Here is a 24,807-nt window from a genome sequence, read left to right as displayed (position 1 = left end):
TGGATAAATTGCCAGTTAAAACAGCTATTCAAGCACCATTTAGAGCAGACCATGTAGGAAGTTTGTTAAGGCCAGAAAGTTTATTAACCGCGAGAAAAGAATACAAGGAGGGAACGATTACTAGAGAACAATTAAAAGCAGTTGAAACTAAAGAAATTCAAAGAATCGTTGATAAGCAAATCGAGGTAGGTCTAGAGCTTGTGACAGATGGAGAGTTTCGTCGCGACTGGTGGCATTTAGACTTCTTAGAGCATTTAAATGGTTTTGAAGGGTATGTACCCGAAAAAGGGTATATATTTGAAGGGATAGAAACAGAGAAATACGAAGTTCGCAATATCGGCAAAATCTCTTTCAACCCAGATCATCCATTTATCCAAGACTTTATTGATTTTAATGAGATTGTAGCTGGTCGTGCTGTTGCCAAACAAACTATCCCAAGTCCTAACCAATTGTTCCATCCTGGAATCCGAGATGAGAAAGTCTATCCAGATGTAGAAGAATTTGCAAAGGATGTAATTGCTGCTTATCAAGAAACTATACAAGCCTTTTATAAGGCAGGAGTTAGATATTTACAAATTGACGATGTTTATATTGCAGGTCTTTCTTCTCCAGATATTCCATATAAAGAAGGAGAAAGAGAATACTTAATAGATCTCGCTCTAAGGGTCGTCAATGGTATCCTAGAAAGTAAACCAGCAGACTTAGTAGTCACGACACATCTATGCCGTGGAAACTATCAATCTACTTGGGCTTTTGGTGGAAGCTATGCTTTGATAGCTCCGACATTATTTGCAAAAGAAAAAGTGGATGGATTCTTCTTAGAATACGATGATAATCGTTCTGGAGATTTTCAGCCCCTTGCTCATATACCAAACGGAGGAGCAAAAGTAGTTTTAGGTATTTTCACCTCTAAAACAGGTGAATTAGAAAACAAGGACAACATTCTTGCTCGAATTGAAGAAGCAATTCAATATGTACCATTAGAGCAACTAAGTATTAGTCCTCAATGCGGCTTTGCTTCCACCCATCACGGTAATAAGCTTACCGAAGAACAACAATGGGAAAAACTAAAATATATTGTTGATATCTCTAAAGAAGTTTGGGGTTAATCTGTGTAACATCTCGATTACATTCCATACTCATTTGTTGAAGACTGTAAACGAGTAAAATATAACTTTCTTTCTCGCATCTCATTTGATAATGGGTAAGAAAGTAACTTAACAAAAATGCCAAGGGAATAAAACCCTTGGCATTTTTGTTATTTTTTTATTTTCATTGCTTTTGCTTCTGCTTTTAATGCCTTCAAAAGCGAAATAATCATTAGTAGCATTACAAACGAAAATGGTAAGGCAGCAATAATTATTGTATTTTGCAATGCATCCAACCCATTAACGGATAACAATATAATTGCAATTACAGATAGTGCAAATCCCCAAGCAAGCTTTACTTTGTTCGGTGGTGTCAGTGATCCATTTGTCGACTGCATACCAAGAACGAAAGTAGCAGAATCTGCTGAAGTAATGAAAAAGGAACTAATTAATATAACTGCAAATACAGAAATAACGGTAGAGAGGGGCATCAGGTTGAACATTTCAAAAATCGTCAATTCGGTCGAGGCTTGAGCTAAGTCGGAAACTCCTCTTTTTTGAAAATCGATTGCTGTCGTACCAAAAGCCGAAAACCAAAAGGCTCCTAGTATAGTAGGAGCTACAAGAACACCTGTGACAAACTCGCGAATCGTGCGTCCTTTAGAAACTCGAGCGATGAACATACTAACAAATGGTGCCCAAGAAATCCACCATGCCCAATAGAAGATAGTCCAGTTATTAAGCCATTCACGATGTCCAGCATTTAATGGAGACGTTCGGAAGCTCATTTGTACGATATTTGCCAAATAACCCCCAAAAGAATCCGTTAACATATCAAAAATTAATAATGTTGGTCCAAGTATGATGACAAACCCAAGTAGAGCAAGAGCCAATATCAAATTCGTATTGGATAAATATTTTATCCCTTTACTTAATCCTGACCAAGCGGACATTACGAAAAGAACAGTGACAACCGCTATAATGATAATTTGAGACATAATCCCAATTTTAAAGCCGAATAAGTAATTTAACCCTCCGTTAATTTGAACTGCACCGAATCCGAGAGAAGTAGCAACACCGAACGCTGTAGCGAAAACAGCTAGCACATCCACAAGTGTACCCCAAGGGCCTTCCATCTTTTTGCCGAAAATCGGCTTCAATGTAGAAGAAATTAAGCCTGGTTCCCCTTTGCGGAACTGAAAGAAAGCAAGAGACAGGGCAACTACTCCATACATTGCCCAAACATGGAATCCCCAGTGGAAGAAAGTTTGGCGGAGTGATTCTTTAAAAGCTGCACTAGTATTTGGCTCTGTTGTCGCAGGATCGATGGCATAATGTGATAAAGGTTCAGCAGCACCATAAAAGACAAGCCCAATTCCCATACCGGCAGAAAATAGCATAGCAATCCAAGTAATAGTTGAAAACTGTGGACGATCTGTATCTTTTCCGAGTCGGATTTTTCCGTATGGACTAAAGATGAAGAAAATGCTTAACGCTAGCATAAACGTCATAAGTATCATGTAGTACCAACCAAATGACGAAGCAACAAAATTCTTAATAGTTGTGGTAATAGCCTCGAAACTTGCGGGAGCTAAAGCCCCGTAACCGACCGCTAAAACTATTAAACTCATTGTAATATAAAATACCTTTGATAATTTTTTCATGTTTCCCCCTACATAATTAAAGTTAAACAGTTAACTATACTATAAAATGGTATCAAATCAACCAATACACTTTGTCCCGATTCTTTTAAGTATTTCCATTTTAGATGATATTGAAACTTCTATTTCGTAATGAAAGCTAAAATAGCAATTTTTATTTTTAATTTAATGGAGATGTTTGTCTAGTTTGCTTGCTGTCCTCTTGCATTTACTAATAGTAGTGCAAGAAGGAGGTGAATTAACCATGAATCAACATCGTCAACCCTGTTCCTGTAATTCCTGTCATCAAACGCAGTGGCATCAACCAGCTGCGCAACCAGTTGTTTGTCCCCCGCAATACCGAGTGCGTGATTCGTTCTCACCAAGAATGCAACCTGTTATCCACCCAATTGTAAATGTGAATAGAGAACATATCGTAAACGTCCCTCAACATTTTTACACAGTGACCAACCAAAATGTAATGGCACCTGGAAGCCAACAGGCATTTCCTATGCAACAAGGACAGTTTCCACAACAATCTTTTGGTCAGCCATTTGGACAACAGTTTGGGCAACAACAATTCGGACAGCAACAGTTCTTCCCAGGTCAGAATAGATAATTCATCGATATTGTAGTTTCTTCTACGTTATTTAGAAAGTACGAGCAAATGCCTTTTGTAAAAAGTGCATTTGCTTTTTTTATTTAACTTACTAAAAGCCTTACATTTTCTTTAAAAGTATTCGCATAAAATAATATCTATGTATTTAGATATATTGTAATTTTCAGTATATTTTGATAAAGTTTATAATTATTTCGGTTTTCAAAAAGAAAAATAGAATGATATGGGGGAGTAATATGAAGTTATTTTTATCAGTCGATATGGAAGGGATTACTGGTTTACCAGACTATACGTTTGTAGAGTCTAATAAGCATAATTACGAACGGGCGAGACGTATAATGACCCAGGAAGCTAATGCAATTGTAGAAGGTGCTATATCAAAAGGTATAAAAGAAATATTAGTCAATGACAGTCATTCTAAGATGAATAATCTTCTCGTAGAAGAATTACATCCAGATGCATCCTTAATTACAGGAGATTTTAAGCCTTATTCAATGGTGCATGCGCTAGACGAAACGTATTTAGGAGCAGTGTTCGCTGGTTATCATTCGCGTGCTGGACAACCGGGTGTCATGAGTCACTCGATGATTTTTGGGGTTCGGAATATGTACATAAATGATGTAGTGGTTGGAGAACTTGGATTAAATGCTTACGTAGCAGGCTATTATGGGGTGCCTGTTATTATGGTGGCAGGAGACGACGGTGCCTGTAGGGAAGCGCAAGATCTTTTACCCGGCGTAGTAACTGCAGTGATGAAAGAGTCTATTTCTCGTTCAGCTGTAAAAACGTTACACCCTCTAAAATCACATGCCTTGCTTAGAGAAAAAGTAGCCGAGGCTATTGAAAAACGAGAGCAAATAAAACCTCTAACACCACCTGAAAACCCGATATTACGAATCGAATTTGTTAACTACGGTCAAGCGGAGTGGGCAGCTTTAATGCCAGGTTGTGAAATTATAGAAGGGACTACAACGGTGAAGTTTAAAGCTAAAGATATATTAGAGGCTTACCGAGCAATGCTTGTTATGGTGGAATTAGCGTTACAAGCTAAATTCTGTTAAGGGGGATTTTGGATGCAGAAATATATTATTAAGCGTTTTCTCATGATGATTGCAACGATTTTAATCATCGCGACATTGACTTTCGTATTGATGCACTTAATACCAGGTTCTCCATTTGAAGGAGAGCGGACGACTAATCCTACTATTCAAGCAAACTTAGAAAAGTTTTATAAATTGGATGAACCACTTCATGTTCAATATTTAAGCTATTTAAAATCTATTGTCACATTTGACTTTGGTCCTTCGATTAAAAAACCAAATGAATCTGTAAATGATTTGTTGGCACGGGGATTTCCAATCTCCTTTGAACTTGGGATGGTCACTATTTTAGTAGCTTTGCTATCAGGAATAATACTAGGAACGATTGCTGCTCTTCGACATAATGGTCTAATAGATTATTTTGCTATGACATTTGCAGTTATTGGTATATCTGTTCCTAACTTCGTCCTTGCTACATTACTTATCCAACAACTTGCCGTTACTTGGGACTTGCTTCCGGCGGCAACCTGGTCTAGTCCGTTACATATGGTATTGCCCGTAATAGCTCTTGCAACAGGGCCTACAGCTATCATTGCTCGTTTAACTAGATCTAGTATGTTGGAAGTGCTAACACAGGATTATATAAAAATGGCTCGTGCAAAAGGATTATCACCAGTAAGGATAATTATCCGCCATGCATTAAGAAATGCACTTATGCCAGTAGTGACTATTTTGGGGACTATGCTTGCGGGAATACTAACAGGAACTTTTGTAATCGAGCGTATTTTTGCTATTCCAGGAATGGGCAAATATTTCGTAGAGAGTATTAATAACCGAGATTATCCAGTAATAATGGGGACAACTGTGTTTTATAGCGCATTTCTGGTGTTCATGCTTTTCATTGTAGATATTGTCTATGGATTACTGGACCCACGCATAAAATTACACCGTAAGGAGGGGGATGCCTAATGACAAATTCACAAGAAGTAGTGTCCCCTCAGCATGTTAAGGATGAATGGTTTCGACCTCTTCCGAAGAAGCAGGGCAGTGCAGAAACAGTTGTTAGACCCTCATTATCCTATTGGAAGGATGCTTGGCGCCGTTTACGAAAAAATAAATTGGCGATGGGAGGATTAATCTTTCTTATTTTACTAATGCTTTTCGCGGTATTTGGTCCTATTTTTTCTCCCTATTCAGTTACAGCTACTGATTACCCTAGTCAAAATCAGCCTCCATCCGCAGCTCATTGGTTTGGTACAGATGAAGCAGGACGAGACGTATTTACAAGAACCTGGTACGGTGCCCGTATTTCCATATTTGTTGGAGTGATGGCTGCACTAATTGATTTCTTTATTGGCATTATTTACGGCGGTATTAGTGGATATAAAGGTGGACGCACAGATTCCTTCATGATGCGTGTGGTAGAAGTGCTTTATGGATTACCACATTTGTTAGTAGTCATACTATTGATGGTTATAATGGGTGCAAGTTTGACGACCATTATTGTTGCTCTTACAGTAACTGGATGGGTAGGGATGGCTCGAATTGTACGAGGACAGGTATTACAAATAAAAAATTATGAGTTCGTCACAGCATCCAAGTCGTTTGGTGCGAAGAGCTCTAGAATTATCCGGAAAAACTTATTACCGAATACGATGGGTCCTATTATAGTTCAGATGACACTTACAGTTCCGAGTGCTATTTTTGCAGAAGCATTTCTAAGTTTTTTAGGCTTAGGAATAGCGGCCCCATTTGCGAGCTGGGGTGTAATGGCAAATGATGCGCTTCCTGTTATTTTATCTGGTCATTGGTGGCGTTTATTCTTCCCTGCATTGTTTATTTCTTTAACAATGTTTGCATTTAATGTGCTAGGGGATGGACTGCAGGATGCTCTAGATCCGAAGCTGAGGAGGTAGATTGGATGAATGAACATCAATTAGATCATGCAAAGGAACAAATAAAAGAGCGAGTTGATGAAGTAGATAAATCTCTTCCAGTAGGTACCTCTGGGGTGCAAAAGAATAGAAAGAAGTCAAAGAAAGTTAGGTCAGATGTAAAAGTACTACAGGTAAATAATCTTCAGGTTTCTTTTCGAACATATGGTGGAGAGGTTGAAGCGGTTAGAGGGGTTAGTTTCGATTTACATCAAGGGGAAACACTTGCAATAGTGGGTGAATCGGGATGTGGAAAAAGCGTTACTTCTAATGCGATTATGGGGTTAATACCAAAGCCTGCTGGAATTATTAAGAATGGCCGAGTTCTTTTTAAAGGGAAAGAATTGACGAATATGTCGAAGCCGCAACTGCGGAAAATTCAAGGCGTTGATATATCAATGATTTTCCAAGATCCAATGACTGCACTAAACCCAACTCTCACGATAGGGGAGCAGTTAACTGAAGGACTTCGGACACATAAAAAAGTAAGTAAACAGGATGCAAAGCAAAAAGCAATAGAAATGTTGGAATTAGTAGGGATACCTAATCCTACAGAACGTTTAAAGCAATTTCCTCATCAATTTTCTGGTGGAATGCGTCAACGAATCGTAATTGCCATTGCGCTAATTTGTGAACCTGAGCTATTGATTGCAGATGAACCAACAACAGCACTCGATGTAACGATCCAAGCACAAATTTTAGAACTCTTTGAGGAGATTCAGCAAAAAACAGATATATCGATTATTTTAATTACTCATGATTTAGGAGTCGTTGCAAAAATAGCTGATCGAATAGCAGTAATGTATGCAGGGAAAATAGTAGAAATTGGTGATAAGCGTGCAATATTTTACACACCAGAGCATCCATATACGAAAGGACTTTTAAATTCAGTACCACGTCTGGATTTGGTTGAAGAAGAGCTACAGCCAATTGAAGGAACACCACCAGATTTATTTTCGCCACCGCAAGGATGTCCTTTCACGGCAAGATGTCCGTATGCGATGGAAGTATGCGATCATGTATATCCTTCTACGACAACAAAATCTGATACACATGCGGTTGACTGTTGGCTTCAAGACGAACGTGCAAAAGTATTACAAGAGTTATCTTGAATAGGATGAGCGCGCGTAAGTGCATTCACATATATATTACAAAGGGGGAACTAGAATGAAGAAATGGTTATCATTATTTGTAGTAGCGTTATTTGTCCTTGTGTTAAGTGCTTGTACAGCCACGAAAGATGCGGGTGAAACACCGAAAACTAATACAGGTAATGAAGGAGAAGAGAAGGAAACTGCAGCAGAAACGGAAACAGAAAAAGTACTCAAATTAAATAATGGAAATGAGCCAACCTCATTTGATCCATCTGTAGGATTTGATGCAGTTTCTTGGAATGCACTGAATAATTTAATGGAAGGACTTGTACGACTTTCAAAAGACCATGTGGCGGAGCCTGCGACAGCTGAAAAAATTGATGTAACAGAAGATGGACTGACATATACATTTACAATTCGAGATGATGCGAAATGGTCTAATGGTGAGCCTGTATTAGCAAGTGACTTCGTCTACGGATGGTTGCATATGTTAAATCCGGAAACGGCGTCTCCGGCAGCATTTTTGGCATATTTCATTGATGGAGCTGAAGCTTATAATAGTGGGGAAGGTACGGCTGAGGATGTTGCTATTAAAGCATTAGAGGAAAAAGTATTTGAAGTGAAGTTGAATGCTCCAACCGAAGCATTCTTGAATATTATTACAAACCCTAGTTTCTTCCCAGTGAATGAGAAAGTAGCTACAGAGAATGCAACGTGGTTTACTGAAGCAGATACATTCGTAGGGAACGGTCCGTTCAAGTTAACTGCATGGGAACATGATGTTAGCTTTACATTTGCAAAAAATGAAAACTATTGGGATGCAGATACTGTGAAGCTTGATACAGTAGAATGGGCAATGGTAGATGACTCCAATACAGAATACCAAATGTACGAAACAGGGGAATTAGATGTGTCGGGTGTACCATCTGAATTAGCAGATCAGTTAATGAATGACCCTGAACTTAAAAATGAAGACCAGGCAGGACTATATTTCTATCGCTTTAATGTTTCACAAGAGCCTTTTACGAATAAAAAAATCCGTCAAGCTTTTGGTATGGCTGTTGATCAACAAGAAATCGTCGAGTTTGTAACAAAGAATGGTGAAAAACCAGCGGAAGGCTTTATTCCTTACGGATTTGTAGGTCCAGATGGTAAAGAATTCAGAGAAACAGCAGGTAAGCTTGTAGGTTTTGATGCAGAAAAAGCAAAAACGCTTTTAGCTGAAGGTATGGCAGAAGAGGGTTACACAGTGTTACCAGAAGTAAATTTAACTTATTCTACAAGTGATACCCATAAGAAAATAGCAGAAGCGTTGCAAAGTAAATTTAAAGAAGTGTTAGGAGTAGATGTAACACTACAAAATGTAGAAGCAAGTGTGTTTGCGACCGAGCAAAAAGAGTTTAAATATCAATTGTCTCGTTCTTCCTTCTTATTTGACTATGCTGATCCAGTGAATGCATTAGAAAGCTTCATTACAGATTCTTCTATGAATCGTACGACATGGTCGAATGCAGAGTTTGATAAACTAATTGCCGATATTAAAAAGGAAACAGACGAAGTAAAACGTTGGGAAATGCTAATCCAAGCAGACGCGTTATTAATGGATGAAATGCCTATTTTCCCAGTTCACTATTACAATCAAGTGACACTTGAAAAACCAACAATTTCAGGAATCGTAAGACATCCAGTTGGATACATGGATTTAAAATGGGCTGACAAAGAGTAAAGAGCTAATGCTGTGCTTTGGTAGTTAGTCTCAGTTCGCGACATCGTGTCGTAACGACTGACCCCTGTCAAGTAATGGAAGAACTTCACGTAAAGGAGTTATTTGCCTTTTCTAAAATCTTGAAGCGACTCGAGGGGCTATGCGCTAGAAAAAGAATAATTGCACAAGCGATTAAGAAAGACTGCGGTGCCTCTTATGGTGCCGCCCTTTTCTTTCGTAGTAGCTATGTTAAACTTTGCTGTGAGTTAGTTTACAAAGCTTTCATTATAAAGGAGATATTACATATGAAGATTCGTCCGAAACGATTACAAAAAGGGGATACTATTGGCATTATTGCTCCTTCAAGTCCGCCAAATTTAGATAATTTAAAGCGTTCCTTTGCCTTTTTAGAGGAGCTCGGTTTGTCATATCAGCTAGGTAAAAGTGTAGAAAATATACATGGTTATTTAGCTGGTACCGATGAGGAACGTTTAGAAGATTTACATGAAATGTTCGCTAACCCGGATATCGCAGGAATTATTTGTGCAGGTGGTGGCTACGGTTCTGCGCGTTACACAGATCAAATCGATTTTCAATTGATGCATGAGAATCCAAAAATATTTTGGGGCTACTCGGATATAACCTTTCTACATACAGGGATGAATCTATATTCGGATATCGTCACCTTCCATGGACCAATGTTAGCATCGGATGTGGGAAAGGATACATTCTCGGAGCTATCCAAAAAAATGTTTCAGCAACTATTTAATCCGATGGAGCTATTTTATACCGAATCAATCTCTCCATTGACACAAGTTTCTCCGGGTATTGTGAGAGGAGAACTTACAGGAGGTAATTTATCACTATTAGCTAATGGTATAGGTACGAAATATGAGGTTAACACAAAAGGAAAACTTCTCTTTATAGAAGATGTGGGCGAAGAGCCATACAAAGTCGATGGTATGCTTAACCAACTACGCCAAGCAGGTATTTTAGATGCAGCGGCTGGGTTTGTTATTGGAGATTTTAGTGATGCGGAACCTAAAAAAAGACCGGTTACTTTATCTTTAGATGAAGTGTTTGACCATTATATCGGTAAATTAGGTAAGCCTGCGGTGAAAGGATTTAAAATAGGGCATTGCGAGCCTCATTTCGCTATACCACTTGGAATGGAAGCAGAATTGGACGCAAATAACTTATCTCTAACAATATTACCTGGAGTGGAATAAAGGGGGAGAGAAGATTGTATATAAAATCGATTGAGACATTTGATGTGGCAATTCCTCTCACCAAACCTTTCAAAACTGCTCTACGAACAGTGACAACGGCTTACTCAGTGTATGTGACTATTGTGACGAGTGATGGATTAGTTGGTTATGGAGAGGCTCCACCAACACATGTAATCACTGGAGAATCAATGGATAGTATCCGCTACGCTATTAACGAAGTAATAGCACCCCAGTTAATAGGTTTGAATATTTTACAAAGTGAACAAGTATTTCAGAAACTAAACACAGCCTTAGTAAGAAATACGAGTGCTAAAGCAGCTGTAGACATGGCTATTCACGACATACTTGCTAGGTATGCGGGTCTTCCTTTATATCAATTTCTAGGTGGATATCGGGATACGATTGAAACGGATTTTACGGTTAGTGTGAATGACCCGGCCGAGATGGCCGATGATGCGGAACAGTATATAAAGGATGGATTTAAAGTTCTAAAGGTCAAGGTAGGTATTGGTGATATAAAAGATGATATCGAACGAATTCATGCTATTCGAAAACGTGTGGGAATGACTCCAAAGTTAAGACTCGATGCTAACCAAGGATGGAATGCAAAAGAGGCGGTAAAAGCAATTAGTTTAATGGAAGATGCAGGTCTATCAATCGAATTTGTAGAGCAACCAGTCCCTGCTTGGGATCTAGAGGGCTTAAAGTATGTTACTGATCATACTTATACTCCAATTATGGCCGATGAGAGTGTTTTTTCCGTGCAGGACGCTAAACAAGTTCTAAAAATAAGAGCTGCTGATTTGATAAACATAAAGCTAATGAAATCTGGGGGGATTTATCACGGAAAAAAAATAAATGCACTTGCAGAGGCGAATGGTGTGGGGTGTATGGTAGGGAGCATGATTGAAACGAAATTAGGCATCACAGCTGCAGCTCATTTTGCCGCTAGTCAGCCGAATATTCGATATTTCGATTTTGACGCACCGTTGATGCTGGATAATGATTTAATAGTCGGTGGAGTTATCTATGAAAAAAGTAAAATGTCGTTTTCTAATGAACTAGGATTAGGAATAACACATGTAAATTTGGATTAGGAGGCCAAAAGATGCCAGTTGAAACGAAAGAATGGGTTTGCGCTGTAAAGGTTGGAACAATTTGGACTGAACCTAATTCTGCAAGAGAGATAGATAATCCAGGAATATCAAATCCTGTGTTATTGGTGGAATGGCTTGAGGCACTACCATACAAAGAAAGATTAGCGTTATGTAATGAAAATCGTGTGCAAACACAGCTTCTTTACGGAGAGCCATTGTTTCTGGAGGAGATAGAAGGGGAATGGGCAAAGGTTGTTGCTATTTGGCAGCCCTCTAAAAAAGATAATCGCGGTTATCCAGGATGGATTCCACTGTCACAAATAAAGCCGGCTGGACAAGTGAATAACAAAGGAATTGTAAGAGTTTCGTCTGCAAAAGCACAGCTATGGGACTTACAGCATAACCCTTTGCTCGTTTTACCGTTTAATACTATTCTACCGATAATATCAGAGGGGGAAGTATTTTATACGGTTCATACTCCACATGGCAAAGCGCTATTATCGAAAGGCCAAGCTCAATTTGCACTATCTTTGATGCAGCTTCCTAAGAAGTCTGCAGAAGAGGCAGTTGCTCTAGGGGAAAAGTATTTAGACTTGCCTTACCTTTGGGGTGGGATGTCCCCATATGGTTATGATTGTTCCGGTTTTTCCTATAATATGATGAAGGCTTGTGGGTATATAATTCCACGGGATGCAAGTGACCAGGCAAAAATGGGAGAAGAAATTCCTATACACAATCCTTCTCTTTGGAAAAAGGGAGATTTAATATTCTTCGCAAATGATGAAGGTACTGGAAGCGTTAGACATGTTGGTTTTTATTATGGGAATGGACAACTTTTGCATTCTCATTCAACTGGGAAAACAGTAGAAATTTTAGTATTAGCAGAATCTAAGTTAGAAAAGGAAATTTGTGCAGTTAGAAGATATGCCGTTTAGGGGGGAATCACATGACGGAAAAAGTTCTATTATCTGTTCAAGATTTGAAGCGTCATTTTGACATTGGGAGCGGGGAGACGTTAAAAGCAGTCGATGGGATAAGTTTTGATATAGTCAAAGGAGAAACATTTGGTTTAGTTGGAGAATCGGGTTGTGGTAAATCGACAGCAGGTCGAACTATTTTAGGGTTATACAATAGAACAGAGGGAAAAGTTCTGTTTGAAGATAAAAATGTGCATGAGATGAGTAGCAAAGAAAGAACAGGATACTTGAAAAAGATGCAAATGATCTTCCAGGATCCTTATGCATCCTTAAATCCACGTTCCACTGTGTTTGAAATTATTGCAGAACCAATGGAAATACATAAACTATATAAAAAAGAAGAGTTAAAGTCTAGAGTGTATGAGTTACTAGAGGATGTCGGACTAAACAAAGACCATGCTAATCGCTATCCTCATGAATTTTCTGGAGGGCAACGACAACGAATTGGCATAGCTCGTGCTCTTGCATTAGATCCAGAGTTTATAATCGCGGATGAGCCAATTTCAGCGTTGGATGTGTCGGTACAAGCACAAGTAGTGAAGTTGCTCCAGCGGCTACAAAAAGAAAAAAATCTAACTTATTTGTTTATCGCACATGATTTATCGATGGTCAAGTACATCTCTGACCGAATTGGGGTCATGTACCTGGGGCATATGGTAGAACTAACTACAAGTAACCAATTGTATGATGAGCCACTACACCCCTATACACAGGCATTGTTATCCGCGATTCCGATTCCAGACCCTGATATAGAGGAATCACGGGAACGTATACTATTGCAAGGAGAGCTTCCGAGTCCTATCAATCCACCTTCTGGTTGCGTGTTCCGTACAAGATGTGCACACGCTATGTCTATTTGTACAGACAAAAGACCGGTTTGGAAGGAGCAGGAAGCAGGGCATTTTGTGGCATGTCATCTTTATAATTAAATGGCTTCTTTACACCAAGTGTTGGAAGTAGAAATCATTTTTATTGAAGATTTGTTCATTTGTGTAAGGGCACTTAAAGCTTCTATATCTGCATTTTTCTATTCAGGTAGAGGCTAGATTTTTTGTTGATTTCTACTCGTTCAGTTGTCTTAAGGTGGATAGGGTCTGTATATGACCTTGCATATTCATTGTGTTTAATAGAATTTTTTTATTCTAATTAATGATTAATTACTACTCGCTTTATTGATTGCAGTGGAATGCGGCGACTCCAGCGGGATAAGCGAGAAAGTCGAGACTCCACAGGGAGCGTTTATAGGAACGAAGGCTAAGTATTAAAATGCGTATGTCGACAATTTATAATTAGCATCATACTGGCCCAAGGAGGCTCGGCCTCGCCCGCGGAAAGCGTCCGCATGAAACGAAAATCAGCAGTATTATTAAAGTCCTTTATTCAAAATAGCAAGTTGCATAATTATATGTTGACAGATTGCTAATACTTGTAGTATTCTGAAAATAACTTAAAGAAAGGAGTGAGGCATTATGGCAAATCTATATACGTATCCACGAATCAGTAAGTTCATGATGTCCCACTCTGTATGTCTCTAACCAGATACATGCTTCTTTACTAATGACCGGGAAACCATGACTGCTGATTTGTGCAGTCATGGTTTTTTTATACGGAAAATTAGGAGGAAGTAAAATTGAATTTAATCGAACAATATGGATGGAATAATAATTGGGAAGAAAAAATGACAGGTAGTGGAATCGCAGGTCGCGTTTTACTGGAACATAAAAATTTATATAGAGTTATGACCAATGAAGGAGAGTTACTAAGTTCACTTTCCGGGAAATTTAAGTTTGAGCATAATAGGGAAGCATTTCCGGCAGTTGGAGACTGGGTAGTGCTTGATCAGATGCCTGGTGAGGAAAAAGGAATCATTCATGAAGTGCTTCCTCGCAGCTCGCAGTTCTCTAGGAAAATGGCGGGATTGACTACGGAAATTCAATTAATCGCTGTAAACGTTGATTTTGTATTTTTGGTTATGTCACTTAATCATGACTTCAATGTCCGTAGACTAGAGAGATACCTATTGGCGGCATGGGATTCAGGGGCGACGCCGGTTGTGGTGTTAACGAAAAAAGATACCTGTGAAGACCTAGAATATTATATTAAAGAAGTTGAGGCTATTGCATTTGGTGTAGATATATTTGCAGTGAGTAGTGTTACAGGAGAGGGTATTGATCTTCTGGGGAATCTGTTGGCTGCACATAAAACTGGCGCACTTTTAGGATCTTCAGGAGTAGGGAAATCCTCTTTGATTAACGCATTATCAGGTGTAGAAGTAATGGCTGTAAATGATATAAGGACAGATGATAGTAAAGGGCGCCATACGACTACACATAGAGAACTGACGCTGTTACCACAAGGGGGCTTATTAATTGATACACCTGGTATGAGGGAGTTTCAGCTTTGGGATACGAGTGAAGGAGTTAGTGCTAGCTTTCAGGACATCGAAGACCTAGCGTTAGCGTGTCGCTTCCGTGATTGCCAGCATGTAAAAGAGCCGGGCTGTGCAATTCAAGAGGCTATTTACAATGGTACGCTCAAACGAGAACGATACAAAAGTTATGTAAAACTAATGAGAGAGCTTGCACATATCGATCGTAAAAACGATGCAATAGCTAAAAAAGCTGAAACGAATAAATGGAAGCAAATAGCGAAGTCCCAACGAAATAATTATAAAAAGAAAATCTGATTATAGATAGGTGATAACGAATGATTCAATTAGTCAATCACAATGATGAAAAAGTCGCTGAGAGTATTCTATCAATTCAACTACCAGCATATAAAGTTGAAGCTGATTTAATAGGATTCGATGGAATACCACAGCTTTTAGATACAGTAGAAAATATAAAAAGTTCTAAAGAACAATTTCTCGGGAAGTTGGATGGCTCGAAATTAGTAGGTTTTCTTTCTTATGAAGGTACAGAGGAACTAATTGACATTTGTAGGCTTGTAGTAGATCCTAATCATTTTCGAAAAGGAATTGCATCAGAGTTATTAAGTTATCTATTAAACGTCTATGGAAATGAAAAAAAGATAGTTGTATCAACTGGTGCAAAAAATACACCAGCAATCACATTATATGAAAGACATAATTTTACAAAATTAGTGGATGTCGAAATAGAACCCGATTTCTTTATTACTCAACTAACGTATGAACGAAAAAAGATTTAATGAATAGGAATATTCATATTAATATATCCTAAACTACAAACGACTGTTTGTAGTTTTTTTCTTTTTTCAGGGCAAATCGTATCAATTGCACATGCGAAAAATTCTCGTTATAATATAGTCAAAGTTAGTCAAAGTCAGTTTGTGAGAAGAGGTGAGAAGATGAAAAATATATCTGACATAATTGAAGGGTATTTAAAGGCTATTATAGAAGAAGGAAGTAAGGAACAAATTGAAATTAAGCGAAGTGAAATTGCAGAAAAGTTTCAGTGTGTTCCATCTCAAATAAATTATGTTATCAATACAAGGTTTACCCAAGATCGAGGATACTTAGTAGAAAGTAAACGAGGTGGAGGGGGATATATTCGAATCCTCCGCGTTCGAGCTCATACGAAAGCTGATTTAATAGAGCATATTATACAGACACTAGAAAACGGGGCTTCTGAATCCGTTACCGAAGATATTGTTTTCCGGTTAATCGATGAGGATGTTATATCTAAACGTGAAGCTAAACTTATTTTAGCAGCTTTAAACCGAACGACTTTAGCAATTCCGCTTCCTGCGAGAGATGAACTACGATCACGTATACTATGTGCCATGTTATTAACGTTAAAATATGAAAAAAGTGAAAAATGAACGGGGTGTGTTGAAAGGTGATTTGTGAAAATTGTAAGCAAAGACCAGCTAAAGTAACGGTTACGCAAGTGCATAACGGTGAACACTTTGAAAGACATTATTGTGAGGTCTGTGCAAATAGCCTCCACCCGTTTTATGTAGAGTATAAACAAGATCCGTTATCTCTACATCAGCTATTATCGAATTGGTTTGGTCAAACAGAACAGCAGCCAATGCAACAAAAACAACCTAAAAATATGATCGTATGCGATGAATGCGGTTGGTCGATACAGCATTTTTTAGATGAAGGGAAATTTGGTTGTGCAAATTGCTATAACAGTTTCCGCAAGCAGTTGCCTAATGTATTTAAGAGACTACATAACGGCAATACAACGCATATTGGAAAGGCTCCAGGTGCGCTTGGGGAGAAAATTGCTATTAAAAAACGAATAGAAGCAATTCGTTCTCAAATGAAAGACGCGATTGACACTGAAAGTTTTGAGGAAGCCGCAAAGTTAAGGGATGAAGCGAGAGATTTGGAAAGTCAGCTTTCTACAGGAGGTGACCAAACTGATGTCAATTGAACGTTTTTTAGACAACTCAATTTCTAGTTGGATGGCGGGAGAGGGTAAGCATTCGGATATTGTTATGAGTACAAGAATTCGCTTAGCAAGAAATCTGAATGGCTATCGTTTTCCTTTAGCATTTACAGAAGATGAGGCGCATAAAATTGACCAATCTGTTTCCTCCACTTTGTTGGACGCAAGTGACGAATTACAGATGCAATTTTCTTCCATCCATATAAAGGATGTATCTGAACTAAGTCGTCAGGTGTTAGTAGAAAAACATTTAATCAGTCCAAAGCTTGCTAACTCGCCAATGACTGGCTCTGTTTTATTGTCAAATGATGAATCCGTTAGTGTGATGGTCAACGAAGAGGATCATATTCGTATACAATGTCTTTTTCCAGGGCTTCAAATTCAAGAGGCCTATGCTCAGGCAGATATGTTAGATCGTGTTTTAGATAAGGAATTACCATATGCTTTTGACGAGCAGTTTGGATATTTAACAAGCTGCCCTACCAATACAGGTACTGGTTTACGTGCATCTGTAATGATGCATTTACCCGCATTAACGATGACGAAGCAAATGAATAGAATCGTCACTATCATTTCAAGACTAGGAATGGTTGTAAGAGGAATCTACGGAGAAGGTAGTGAAGCGCTCGGTAATGTATACCAAGTGTCCAACCAAACCACACTTGGTAAGTCAGAAGAGGACATACTTGCTGATCTTCAGAGTATTACCGAACAAATTATTCAAAAAGAAAGAGAAGCACGGGATGCACTTCTAAAGCATTCGGCCAATACACTAGAAGACCGACTATATCGATCTTTAGGAACTTTATCATTTGCCCGTATTATGGCGACAGATGAAGCGGCAAGATGCCTATCGGATGTGCGATTAGGGATAGATATAGGACTCATTGAAGATGTGGATGTGACTATATTGAATGAATGTATGGTGTTTATGCAACCAGGATTTCTACAAAAATATGCAGGTACTTCATTGAACACCTCTGAGCGGGATATGTTTCGCGCAAAGCTGTTAAGGGAACGATTGCAAAAAGAAGAAAAACAGAAAACAAAAGGAGAGGAATCTGAATGATGTTTAATCGTTTTACACAAAGATCTCAAAAAGTATTACAACTAGCACAAGAAGAGGCTATTCGCTTAAAGCATGAATCTATAGGGACAGAACATATATTACTTGGTCTTATCCGAGAAGGTAGTGGAATTGCTGCAAAAGCATTAGAAGCAATAGAAGTAGATCTAAAAGTAATCGAAACAGGGATCGAGGAACTAGTAGGAGCTGGTAAGGAAGAAGTTGGACCAATTGTTAACTATACACCTCGTGCGAAAAAGGTGATTGAGCTTTCAGTAGATGAGTCTCGAAAACTAGGTCACTCATACATTGGAACAGAGCATCTATTACTAGCGTTAATCCGTGAAGGAGAAGGAGTAGCAGCTCGTGTTCTAAATAATGCAGGAGTAAGTTTAAACAAAGCTCGTCAACAAGTTCTTCAATTATTAGGAAGTACAGAGCAAGCACATGGTAATGGGAACAATGGGACTGCTCCAGCTAGTACACCTACACTGGATGGTCTAGCTCGTGATTTAACGCAAATTGCAAGAGAAGGTACGCTAGATCCTGTAATTGGACGTAGCAAAGAAATTACAAGAGTAATTGAAATATTGGCTCGTCGTACAAAAAACAACCCAGTTTTAATTGGTGAACCAGGTGTTGGGAAAACGGCTATAGCAGAAGGGCTTGCGCAGCAAATCGTACAAAATGAAGTGCCAGAAATCCTACGTGATAAACGAGTAATGACGCTGGATATGGGTACAGTTGTTGCTGGTACAAAATATCGTGGAGAATTTGAAGATCGTTTGAAAAAGGTGATGGATGAAATTCGTCAAGCCGGCAATGTTATTTTATTTATCGATGAACTTCATACATTAATTGGAGCTGGTGGAGCAGAGGGTGCTATTGATGCTTCGAATATTTTGAAGCCTGCTCTTGCTCGTGGAGAAATACAATGTATAGGTGCGACAACACTGGATGAGTATAGAAAATATATTGAAAAAGATGCTGCACTAGAACGTCGTTTCCAACCAATTCAAGTAGACGAACCTTCAGTAGATGAAGCTATCCAAATTATTTACGGTTTACGTGATCGTTATGAAGCACATCACCGTGTAAAAATTACAGATGCAGCGGTAGAAGCTGCTGTCAAAATGTCTGACCGTTATATTTCTGATCGTTTTCTACCAGATAAAGCAATTGACTTAATAGATGAAGCGGGATCTAAAGTACGTTTACGTTCGTATACAACACCTCCTAATTTAAAAGAGCTAGAAGCAAAACTAGAGGCGATTCGTTCTGAGAAAAATGCTGCAGTGCAAAGTCAGGAGTTTGAAAAAGCTGCATCATTCCGTGATAAAGAACAAAAGCTTAAAGATGAACTAGAAAAAATGAAAAACAATTGGAAAGAAAAGCAAGGAAAAGAAGAGTCTGAAGTTACAATAGAAGATATTGCAGCAGTGGTGTCTATGTGGACTGGTGTACCAGTATCCAAGCTAGCGCAAACAGAATCTGAGAAGTTATTAAAACTGGAAGATAAATTACATGAAAGAGTTATTGGTCAAAGTGAAGCAGTGGACGCAATTTCAAGAGCTATTCGTCGTGCTCGTGCAGGACTGAAAGATCCAAAACGTCCTATTGGTTCCTTTATCTTCTTAGGACCTACTGGTGTAGGGAAAACAGAACTTGCTCGTGCTCTAGCGGAAGTGATGTTCGGAGACGAAGATGCGATGATTCGTGTAGATATGTCCGAGTACATGGAAAAACATTCAACTTCTCGTCTAGTTGGTTCTCCTCCAGGATATGTTGGTTTTGACGATGGTGGACAATTAACAGAAAAGGTACGTCGTAAACCATACTCTGTTATCTTATTAGATGAAATTGAAAAGGCTCATCCTGATGTCTTTAATATTCTTCTTCAAGTGTTAGAGGATGGCCGATTAACAGACTCAAAGGGCCGTACAGTAGATTTCCGTAATACGGTAGTTATCATGACATCGAATGTCGGTGCGGATGCACTTAAATTCAACAAATACGTTGGGTTTAACTTACAAGAAGGTGGCAAGACAGACTATAAAGATATGAAAGGTAAAATGCTAGAAGAGTTGAAAAAAGCATTCCGCCCAGAGTTCTTAAACCGTCTAGATGAAATGATCGTGTTCCACTCTCTAGAAAAAGACCATTTAAAACAAATTGTTTCATTAATGACAGACCATTTAGCAAAACGTTTGAAAGAACAAGGTATTGAATTAGAAATCACAGAAGCAGCACAAGATAAAATTACAACCGAAGGATATGAACCAGAATATGGTGCTCGTCCTTTACGCCGTGCAATACAAAAACATGTAGAAGATCGACTTTCCGAAGAGCTTTTAAAAGGGGAAGTATTAGATGGGCAACATGTAATATTTGATGTTGAAGACAATGAGTTCGTCGTTCGCACGAAAGCTTTGGTTACCGAAGGTTAATATAGCGGGCATTCCGAAAAATAGTTCGGAATGCCCTTTTTTTATAAAGAGTAAGAAAATAGGTTTTTCATAGCTTATTGCTTAGTTGGTAAGATTGGACAAAGTTACTATAGTGATAAGACCGTTGAATCAAATGATACTATTCTGTAGGATGAAGAAAGTAGATTTTCTTTTAAGTAGTGGAAATACAGTGGGATATTAAGTGTTCACCTAATAAAGAAGCGAAATAGCAAACGAAATTGTATTTTCGAGAATAGGAAAGTGTCTTTTTACTAGTTATCTAAAAATGCACTTACCTGTTTCTAAAAGTTGTAGAAGGGCGACGAATAGACAAACTAGCATTCCTAGAAATGGACTCGGATATAATATAGCAAAATGTCTGTGCAAAGCCTTCGAAATTGATAGGAATAGGTTTTGTACATATAGGACAGGGTGTTTTTTACCCGATTTTTCTTATTACATAGGAGGTATTATGGCTAAAAAGAAAACGAAGTTTATGTGTAATTCATGTGGATATGAATCCGCAAAATGGATGGGAAGATGTCCTGGATGCGGCGATTGGAATACAATGGTAGAAGAAACAGAAATAGTTTCAAAAGGTCCGAAACGTTCCTTTCAGCATTCGGATGGCGTAGCGCAAAAGGCTACCCCGATTATTTCGGTGGTAACAGCAGAAGAACCACGAGTGACAACCGACTTTGCGGAATTGAATCGTGTTCTTGGTGGGGGTATTGTACCAGGATCCCTAGTGTTAATAGGAGGAGATCCAGGTATAGGGAAATCTACTCTTCTTTTACAGGTTTCAGCTTTACTTGCCAATAAAGGTGAGCGAGTTCTATACATTTCGGGAGAGGAATCCATCCGTCAGACAAAGCTTCGTGCAGAACGTTTAGGAGTTACCTCAGCTGAGCTTTATATCTACTCTGAAACTAATTTAGAACTTATTAATGAAACAATTGAGAGTGTAGAGCCTAAATTTGTCATTGTGGATTCTATTCAAACTGTTCATCATCCGGAAGTAACTAGTGCACCTGGGAGTGTATCGCAAGTTCGTGAATGTACAGCAGAGCTTATGCGAATAGCCAAAACAAAAAATGTAGCAATCTTTTTAGTAGGACATGTAACAAAAGAAGGTCAAATTGCAGGGCCGCGTATATTGGAACATATGGTGGATACCGTTTTGTATTTCGAAGGAGAACGTCACCATACGTATCGTATTTTAAGGTCTCAAAAAAATCGTTTTGGCTCTACGAATGAAATTGCTATATTTGAAATGATTCAATCTGGATTAAAAGAAGTACTTAATCCGTCTGAATTATTTTTGCAGGAACGATCTCACGGAGCAGCAGGTTCTGCAATTGTTGCCTCTATGGAAGGTACCAGACCTATTTTAGTAGAAATTCAAGCTCTAGTGACGCAGTCTAGCTTTAACTACCCGAAACGTATGGCCACTGGTATTGATCAAAACCGGGTTTCATTGCTAATGGCGGTACTGGAAAAAAGAATGGGATTACTACTTCAAACGCAAGATGCCTATATAAAAGTTGCAGGTGGAGTGAAATTAGACGAACCTGCAATCGATTTAGCCGTCCTAGTAAGTATCGTATCTAGTTTTCGAGATACAGGAGTTACACCGACAGATTGTTTTATCGGCGAAATCGGTTTAACTGGAGAAGTGAGAAGGGTGTCTAGGATTGAACAGCGTGTGCAAGAGGCTGCAAAGCTTGGCTTTAAAAGAGCGATTGTTCCTGCATCTAATTTAGGCGGTTGGGATTACCCTAAAGACATCCAAATTATAGGGATTGAAACAGTTAACGAAGCGATGAAAGAGGCATTCTCGTAACAAAGAAGAGAGCGAATACTCTAGCAGATAATCACCTTAGGATTTGGCGTAAAGGCAAAGAACGCCTTTACGTGGAATCCTTGCTACTGCGCAAAGATTTTCGCAGTAGAATGTTGTCGGGGCGCGGGAGGGGGCAAGTGCTTTTCTTATTAGACTTATTGTGAAAGATGGAAGTATAATGAAATAAATGGAGGTGGCATACTTGTTAAAATGGATTATTCAAATTGCTTTTGTTTTAATTGGTGGAACATTGGGTTTATTATTCTTACCGCACTTATACGAGCTTTTTAATTTATCTGAGAACCCATGGATTCACAATCCGTATGTATCTGTTTTAGTTGGAGCGATATTGTTATACGTGGCTGCATTATTTATGACTGACTACTTAGTGAACTTTATCAAGTGGATGGAAGAACGGTTATTAAAAGCGCCGATTGGAGACTTGCTGTTCGGAACACTTGGGCTGGTTATAGGATTAATCGTTGCCTTTTTCCTTGGTTCTGCGCTTAATAATATTGCAATACTGGGTATTGGATCGATTGTTCCGATACTATTGTCTATTGTTTTGGGATACTTAGGTTTCCAAGTCGGTTTTAAAAAGCGTGACGAACTTCTTCAAGTTTTTACTCCTTCTAAACAGAATAGTAGCAAAAAGAAAACAGAGGACGAGGATAACCAAGAATTGATTTTAGGAACTTATAAATTGTTAGATACGAGCGTTATTATTGATGGTCGCATCGCTGACATTTCGGTAACAGGATTTATCGAAGGGGTTCTTGTCGTTCCTCAATTTGTTTTGACTGAATTACAACATATTGCAGATTCCTCGGATACGCTTAAACGAACAAGAGGGCGTCGGGGTTTAGACGTATTGAAAAAACTACAAACGGAAAGAGCATCTGCCGTGTTAATCGTAGAAGAAGATTTCGAAGATATCCAAGAGGTAGATTTAAAATTAGTTCGACTAGCTAAAAAGATGAATGGAATTGTTGTAACAAATGACTTCAATCTAAACAAGGTTTGTGACCTACATCAAGTGCGTGTTTTGAATATTAATGACTTGGCAAATGCGGTAAAACCGGTCGTTATTCCCGGGGAAATAATGCATGTTGTCGTTATTAAAGACGGCAAAGAACACAATCAAGGTGTTGCATATTTAGATGATGGAACAATGATTGTTGTGGAAGGTGGTAAAACATATATTGGACAGGCCATAAATGTAGAAGTAACAAGTGTACTTCAAACATCGGCTGGCCGAATGATATTTGCAAAACCACAGGACTCAAAATAACGAAGAAGGGTTGTTTCCTTTGAGAAAGGAATACGCCCTTTTTCTATGTGATGGAGGTTCGTTAACATGATATATACTGTTTTATTGCCAGCAGCGGGTAGTGGGAAACGAATGGGTGCTGGACAAAATAAGTTGTTTTTAGAACTGCGTAATGTTCCTATTTTGATACATACTTTAAGAGTGTTTGATAGAGATCCTAATTGTGAGCAAATTGTATTGGCTGTGAAGAAAGAGGAAAAAGAATTGATTGAACGGCTCCTTAAAGAATACTGTATTACAAAAGTTTCGGCTATTGCCGAAGGTGGAGAAGAAAGACAGCATAGCGTATATGCGGGTTTAAAAGCCGTGACCACTAAAGGAATTGTACTCGTTCATGATGCAGCAAGACCATTTATTCATCAAGAAGTGATACAACAATTAGTACAAGTTGCACACATTTCAGGAGCTGCAGTAGCGGCAGTTCGGGCAAAAGACACGATGAAAAAAGCAGTAAATGGTATAATCCAAGAAACGATTGATAGAGAAAGTTTGTGGATTATTCAAACGCCTCAAGCATTTCAGTATACATTATTAGAAAAAGCGGAAAGATTAGCGGAAGTGGAAAACTTTCTCGGGACAGATGAAGCGATGCTCGTAGAAAGATTAGGAGAGCGTGTTCATATTGTTGAAAGCACCTACGATAATGTAAAAATGACGACGAGGGAAGATCTTCTATACGGAGAGGCTATATTAAATAAGCGAGAGCAGGAGGAATAATAAGATGATGCGAATAGGACAAGGATTCGATGTACATGAATTTGCGGATAATCGTCCGCTAATAATAGGGGGAATCGAGATACCATACGAACGAGGGCTAATCGGGCACTCAGATGCAGATGTACTACTACATACAATCACAGACGCAGCATTAGGAGCGATTGGAGAAGGGGATATTGGAAGGCATTTTCCAGATACAGACCCAGACTTTAAAGATGCAGATTCAGCAAAGCTACTAGAGCATATTTGGAAGTTGGTAGACGCTAAGGGATATAAGTTAGGGAATATTGACTGTACAATTATTGCTCAAAAGCCAAAAATGTCACCGTATATTGAAACAATTCGTACGCGTGTTGCAGAGTTACTTCAGGCGGATGTTTCTCAAGTAAATGTGAAGGCTACAACTACGGAAAGACTAGGATTTACAGGTCGTGAAGAAGGGATAGCATCGATGGCGACAATATTACTTCTCAAGAAAGACTAACTTTAATAAACATATAAGCAATGGTAGAATGGAGTAAGCTAGAGCCGTCGCAAGATGTTATCCAGGTTGTGTAAGATAATTTTAAGCATGCCCAATTGGACGCAAGTACACTAAGGCT

The 24,807-nt window shown here is 38.7% G+C and carries 22 protein-coding genes; 21 read left to right on the top strand and 1 reads right to left on the bottom strand.

The annotated features are described in order from the left end of the window. The first annotated feature begins 8 nt into the window (after nucleotides 1-8). Complete coding sequence (locus MKY60_RS20365) at nucleotides 9-1,109, top strand: 5-methyltetrahydropteroyltriglutamate--homocysteine S-methyltransferase (protein WP_269915784.1); 1,101 nt, start codon at nucleotides 9-11, stop codon at nucleotides 1,107-1,109. Between the two features lie 149 nt (nucleotides 1,110-1,258). Here the strand turns inward: MKY60_RS20365 and MKY60_RS20360 are convergent, their stop codons facing one another. Then, complete coding sequence (locus MKY60_RS20360; protein ID WP_093495462.1) at nucleotides 1,259-2,752, bottom strand: glycine betaine uptake BCCT transporter; 1,494 nt, start codon at nucleotides 2,750-2,752, stop codon at nucleotides 1,259-1,261. A 241-nt stretch (nucleotides 2,753-2,993) separates the two neighbouring features. Between MKY60_RS20360 and MKY60_RS20355 the strand changes: the two genes are divergently transcribed. The 20 genes from MKY60_RS20355 to ispF all read left to right on the top strand — a co-directional run bounded on the left by MKY60_RS20355 (nucleotide 2,994) and on the right by ispF (nucleotide 24,689). Beyond that, on the top strand, nucleotides 2,994-3,347 hold the full coding sequence (locus tag MKY60_RS20355; protein ID WP_241598566.1) for a hypothetical protein: 354 nt from the start codon (nucleotides 2,994-2,996) through the stop codon (nucleotides 3,345-3,347). Nucleotides 3,348-3,583: 236 nt separating this feature from the next. Beyond that, on the top strand, nucleotides 3,584-4,408 hold the full coding sequence (locus tag MKY60_RS20350) for a M55 family metallopeptidase (RefSeq protein WP_093495461.1): 825 nt from the start codon (nucleotides 3,584-3,586) through the stop codon (nucleotides 4,406-4,408). A 12-nt stretch (nucleotides 4,409-4,420) separates the two neighbouring features. Beyond that, complete coding sequence (locus tag MKY60_RS20345; protein WP_093495460.1) at nucleotides 4,421-5,356, top strand: ABC transporter permease; 936 nt, start codon at nucleotides 4,421-4,423, stop codon at nucleotides 5,354-5,356. Continuing rightward, a complete protein-coding gene (locus tag MKY60_RS20340) occupies nucleotides 5,356-6,303 on the top strand; it encodes an ABC transporter permease (RefSeq protein ID WP_093495459.1) in 948 nt (315 codons plus the stop codon). Before MKY60_RS20345 ends, MKY60_RS20340 begins: the two co-directional genes overlap by 1 nt. A 5-nt stretch (nucleotides 6,304-6,308) precedes the next feature. Next, nucleotides 6,309-7,433: an ABC transporter ATP-binding protein gene (locus tag MKY60_RS20335; RefSeq protein WP_090567680.1), complete on the top strand. Its 1,125-nt coding sequence runs from the start codon at nucleotides 6,309-6,311 to the stop codon at nucleotides 7,431-7,433. A gap of 55 nt (nucleotides 7,434-7,488) precedes the next feature. Beyond that, nucleotides 7,489-9,141: a peptide ABC transporter substrate-binding protein gene (locus tag MKY60_RS20330; RefSeq protein WP_093495458.1), complete on the top strand. Its 1,653-nt coding sequence runs from the start codon at nucleotides 7,489-7,491 to the stop codon at nucleotides 9,139-9,141. 284 nt (nucleotides 9,142-9,425) lie between these two features. Next, a complete protein-coding gene (locus tag MKY60_RS20325; RefSeq protein WP_093495457.1) occupies nucleotides 9,426-10,349 on the top strand; it encodes a S66 peptidase family protein in 924 nt (307 codons plus the stop codon). 14 nt (nucleotides 10,350-10,363) lie between these two features. Beyond that, complete coding sequence (locus MKY60_RS20320) at nucleotides 10,364-11,446, top strand: mandelate racemase/muconate lactonizing enzyme family protein (protein ID WP_093495456.1); 1,083 nt, start codon at nucleotides 10,364-10,366, stop codon at nucleotides 11,444-11,446. A gap of 11 nt (nucleotides 11,447-11,457) precedes the next feature. Next, entirely contained in the window at nucleotides 11,458-12,381 is a 924-nt protein-coding gene (locus tag MKY60_RS20315; RefSeq protein ID WP_093495455.1) for a C40 family peptidase, read from the top strand. Between the two features lie 11 nt (nucleotides 12,382-12,392). Then, nucleotides 12,393-13,352, top strand: a complete 960-nt coding sequence (locus tag MKY60_RS20310) for an ABC transporter ATP-binding protein (protein ID WP_090567693.1) — start codon at nucleotides 12,393-12,395, stop codon at nucleotides 13,350-13,352. 749 nt (nucleotides 13,353-14,101) lie between these two features. Beyond that, complete coding sequence (gene rsgA, locus MKY60_RS20305; protein WP_093495579.1) at nucleotides 14,102-15,109, top strand: ribosome small subunit-dependent GTPase A; 1,008 nt, start codon at nucleotides 14,102-14,104, stop codon at nucleotides 15,107-15,109. A 20-nt stretch (nucleotides 15,110-15,129) separates the two neighbouring features. Further along, on the top strand, nucleotides 15,130-15,591 hold the full coding sequence (locus tag MKY60_RS20300; protein WP_093495454.1) for a GNAT family N-acetyltransferase: 462 nt from the start codon (nucleotides 15,130-15,132) through the stop codon (nucleotides 15,589-15,591). Nucleotides 15,592-15,750: 159 nt separating this feature from the next. Then, nucleotides 15,751-16,224, top strand: coding sequence for a CtsR family transcriptional regulator (locus MKY60_RS20295; RefSeq protein WP_090567701.1), 474 nt, complete (start codon nucleotides 15,751-15,753; stop codon nucleotides 16,222-16,224). A gap of 17 nt (nucleotides 16,225-16,241) precedes the next feature. Then, nucleotides 16,242-16,787 carry a UvrB/UvrC motif-containing protein gene (locus tag MKY60_RS20290; RefSeq protein WP_090567704.1) on the top strand — a complete coding sequence of 182 codons (546 nt, stop codon included), beginning with the start codon at nucleotides 16,242-16,244 and terminating at the stop codon, nucleotides 16,785-16,787. Continuing rightward, entirely contained in the window at nucleotides 16,777-17,871 is a 1,095-nt protein-coding gene (locus tag MKY60_RS20285) for a protein arginine kinase (RefSeq protein WP_093495453.1), read from the top strand. The genes MKY60_RS20290 and MKY60_RS20285 overlap by 11 nt, the downstream gene beginning before the upstream one ends. Next, the gene (locus MKY60_RS20280) at nucleotides 17,868-20,315 is read left to right on the top strand and encodes an ATP-dependent Clp protease ATP-binding subunit (RefSeq protein ID WP_090567710.1); all 2,448 of its coding nucleotides are present in this window, start codon (nucleotides 17,868-17,870) and stop codon (nucleotides 20,313-20,315) included. Before MKY60_RS20285 ends, MKY60_RS20280 begins: the two co-directional genes overlap by 4 nt. 472 nt (nucleotides 20,316-20,787) lie before the next feature. Beyond that, the gene (gene radA / locus MKY60_RS20275) at nucleotides 20,788-22,158 is read left to right on the top strand and encodes a DNA repair protein RadA (RefSeq protein ID WP_090567713.1); all 1,371 of its coding nucleotides are present in this window, start codon (nucleotides 20,788-20,790) and stop codon (nucleotides 22,156-22,158) included. A gap of 202 nt (nucleotides 22,159-22,360) precedes the next feature. Next, nucleotides 22,361-23,449 (top strand): PIN/TRAM domain-containing protein, encoded by a 1,089-nt coding sequence (locus tag MKY60_RS20270; RefSeq protein WP_090567716.1) that lies wholly within the window; start codon nucleotides 22,361-22,363, stop codon nucleotides 23,447-23,449. A gap of 66 nt (nucleotides 23,450-23,515) precedes the next feature. Next, complete coding sequence (ispD, locus tag MKY60_RS20265) at nucleotides 23,516-24,205, top strand: 2-C-methyl-D-erythritol 4-phosphate cytidylyltransferase (RefSeq protein WP_093495450.1); 690 nt, start codon at nucleotides 23,516-23,518, stop codon at nucleotides 24,203-24,205. 4 nt (nucleotides 24,206-24,209) lie between these two features. Next, on the top strand, nucleotides 24,210-24,689 hold the full coding sequence (gene ispF, locus MKY60_RS20260) for a 2-C-methyl-D-erythritol 2,4-cyclodiphosphate synthase (protein WP_090567721.1): 480 nt from the start codon (nucleotides 24,210-24,212) through the stop codon (nucleotides 24,687-24,689). Nucleotides 24,690-24,807 lie beyond the last annotated feature (118 nt).

It is taken from the genome of Psychrobacillus sp. FSL K6-1415 (assembly GCF_038003185.1).
In the GTDB taxonomy this organism is placed as follows: Bacteria; Bacillota; Bacilli; order Bacillales_A; family Planococcaceae; genus Psychrobacillus; species Psychrobacillus psychrodurans.
The sequence above is the reverse complement of the archived record's forward strand: the minus strand, read 5'-3'. Positions and strand labels throughout refer to the sequence as shown.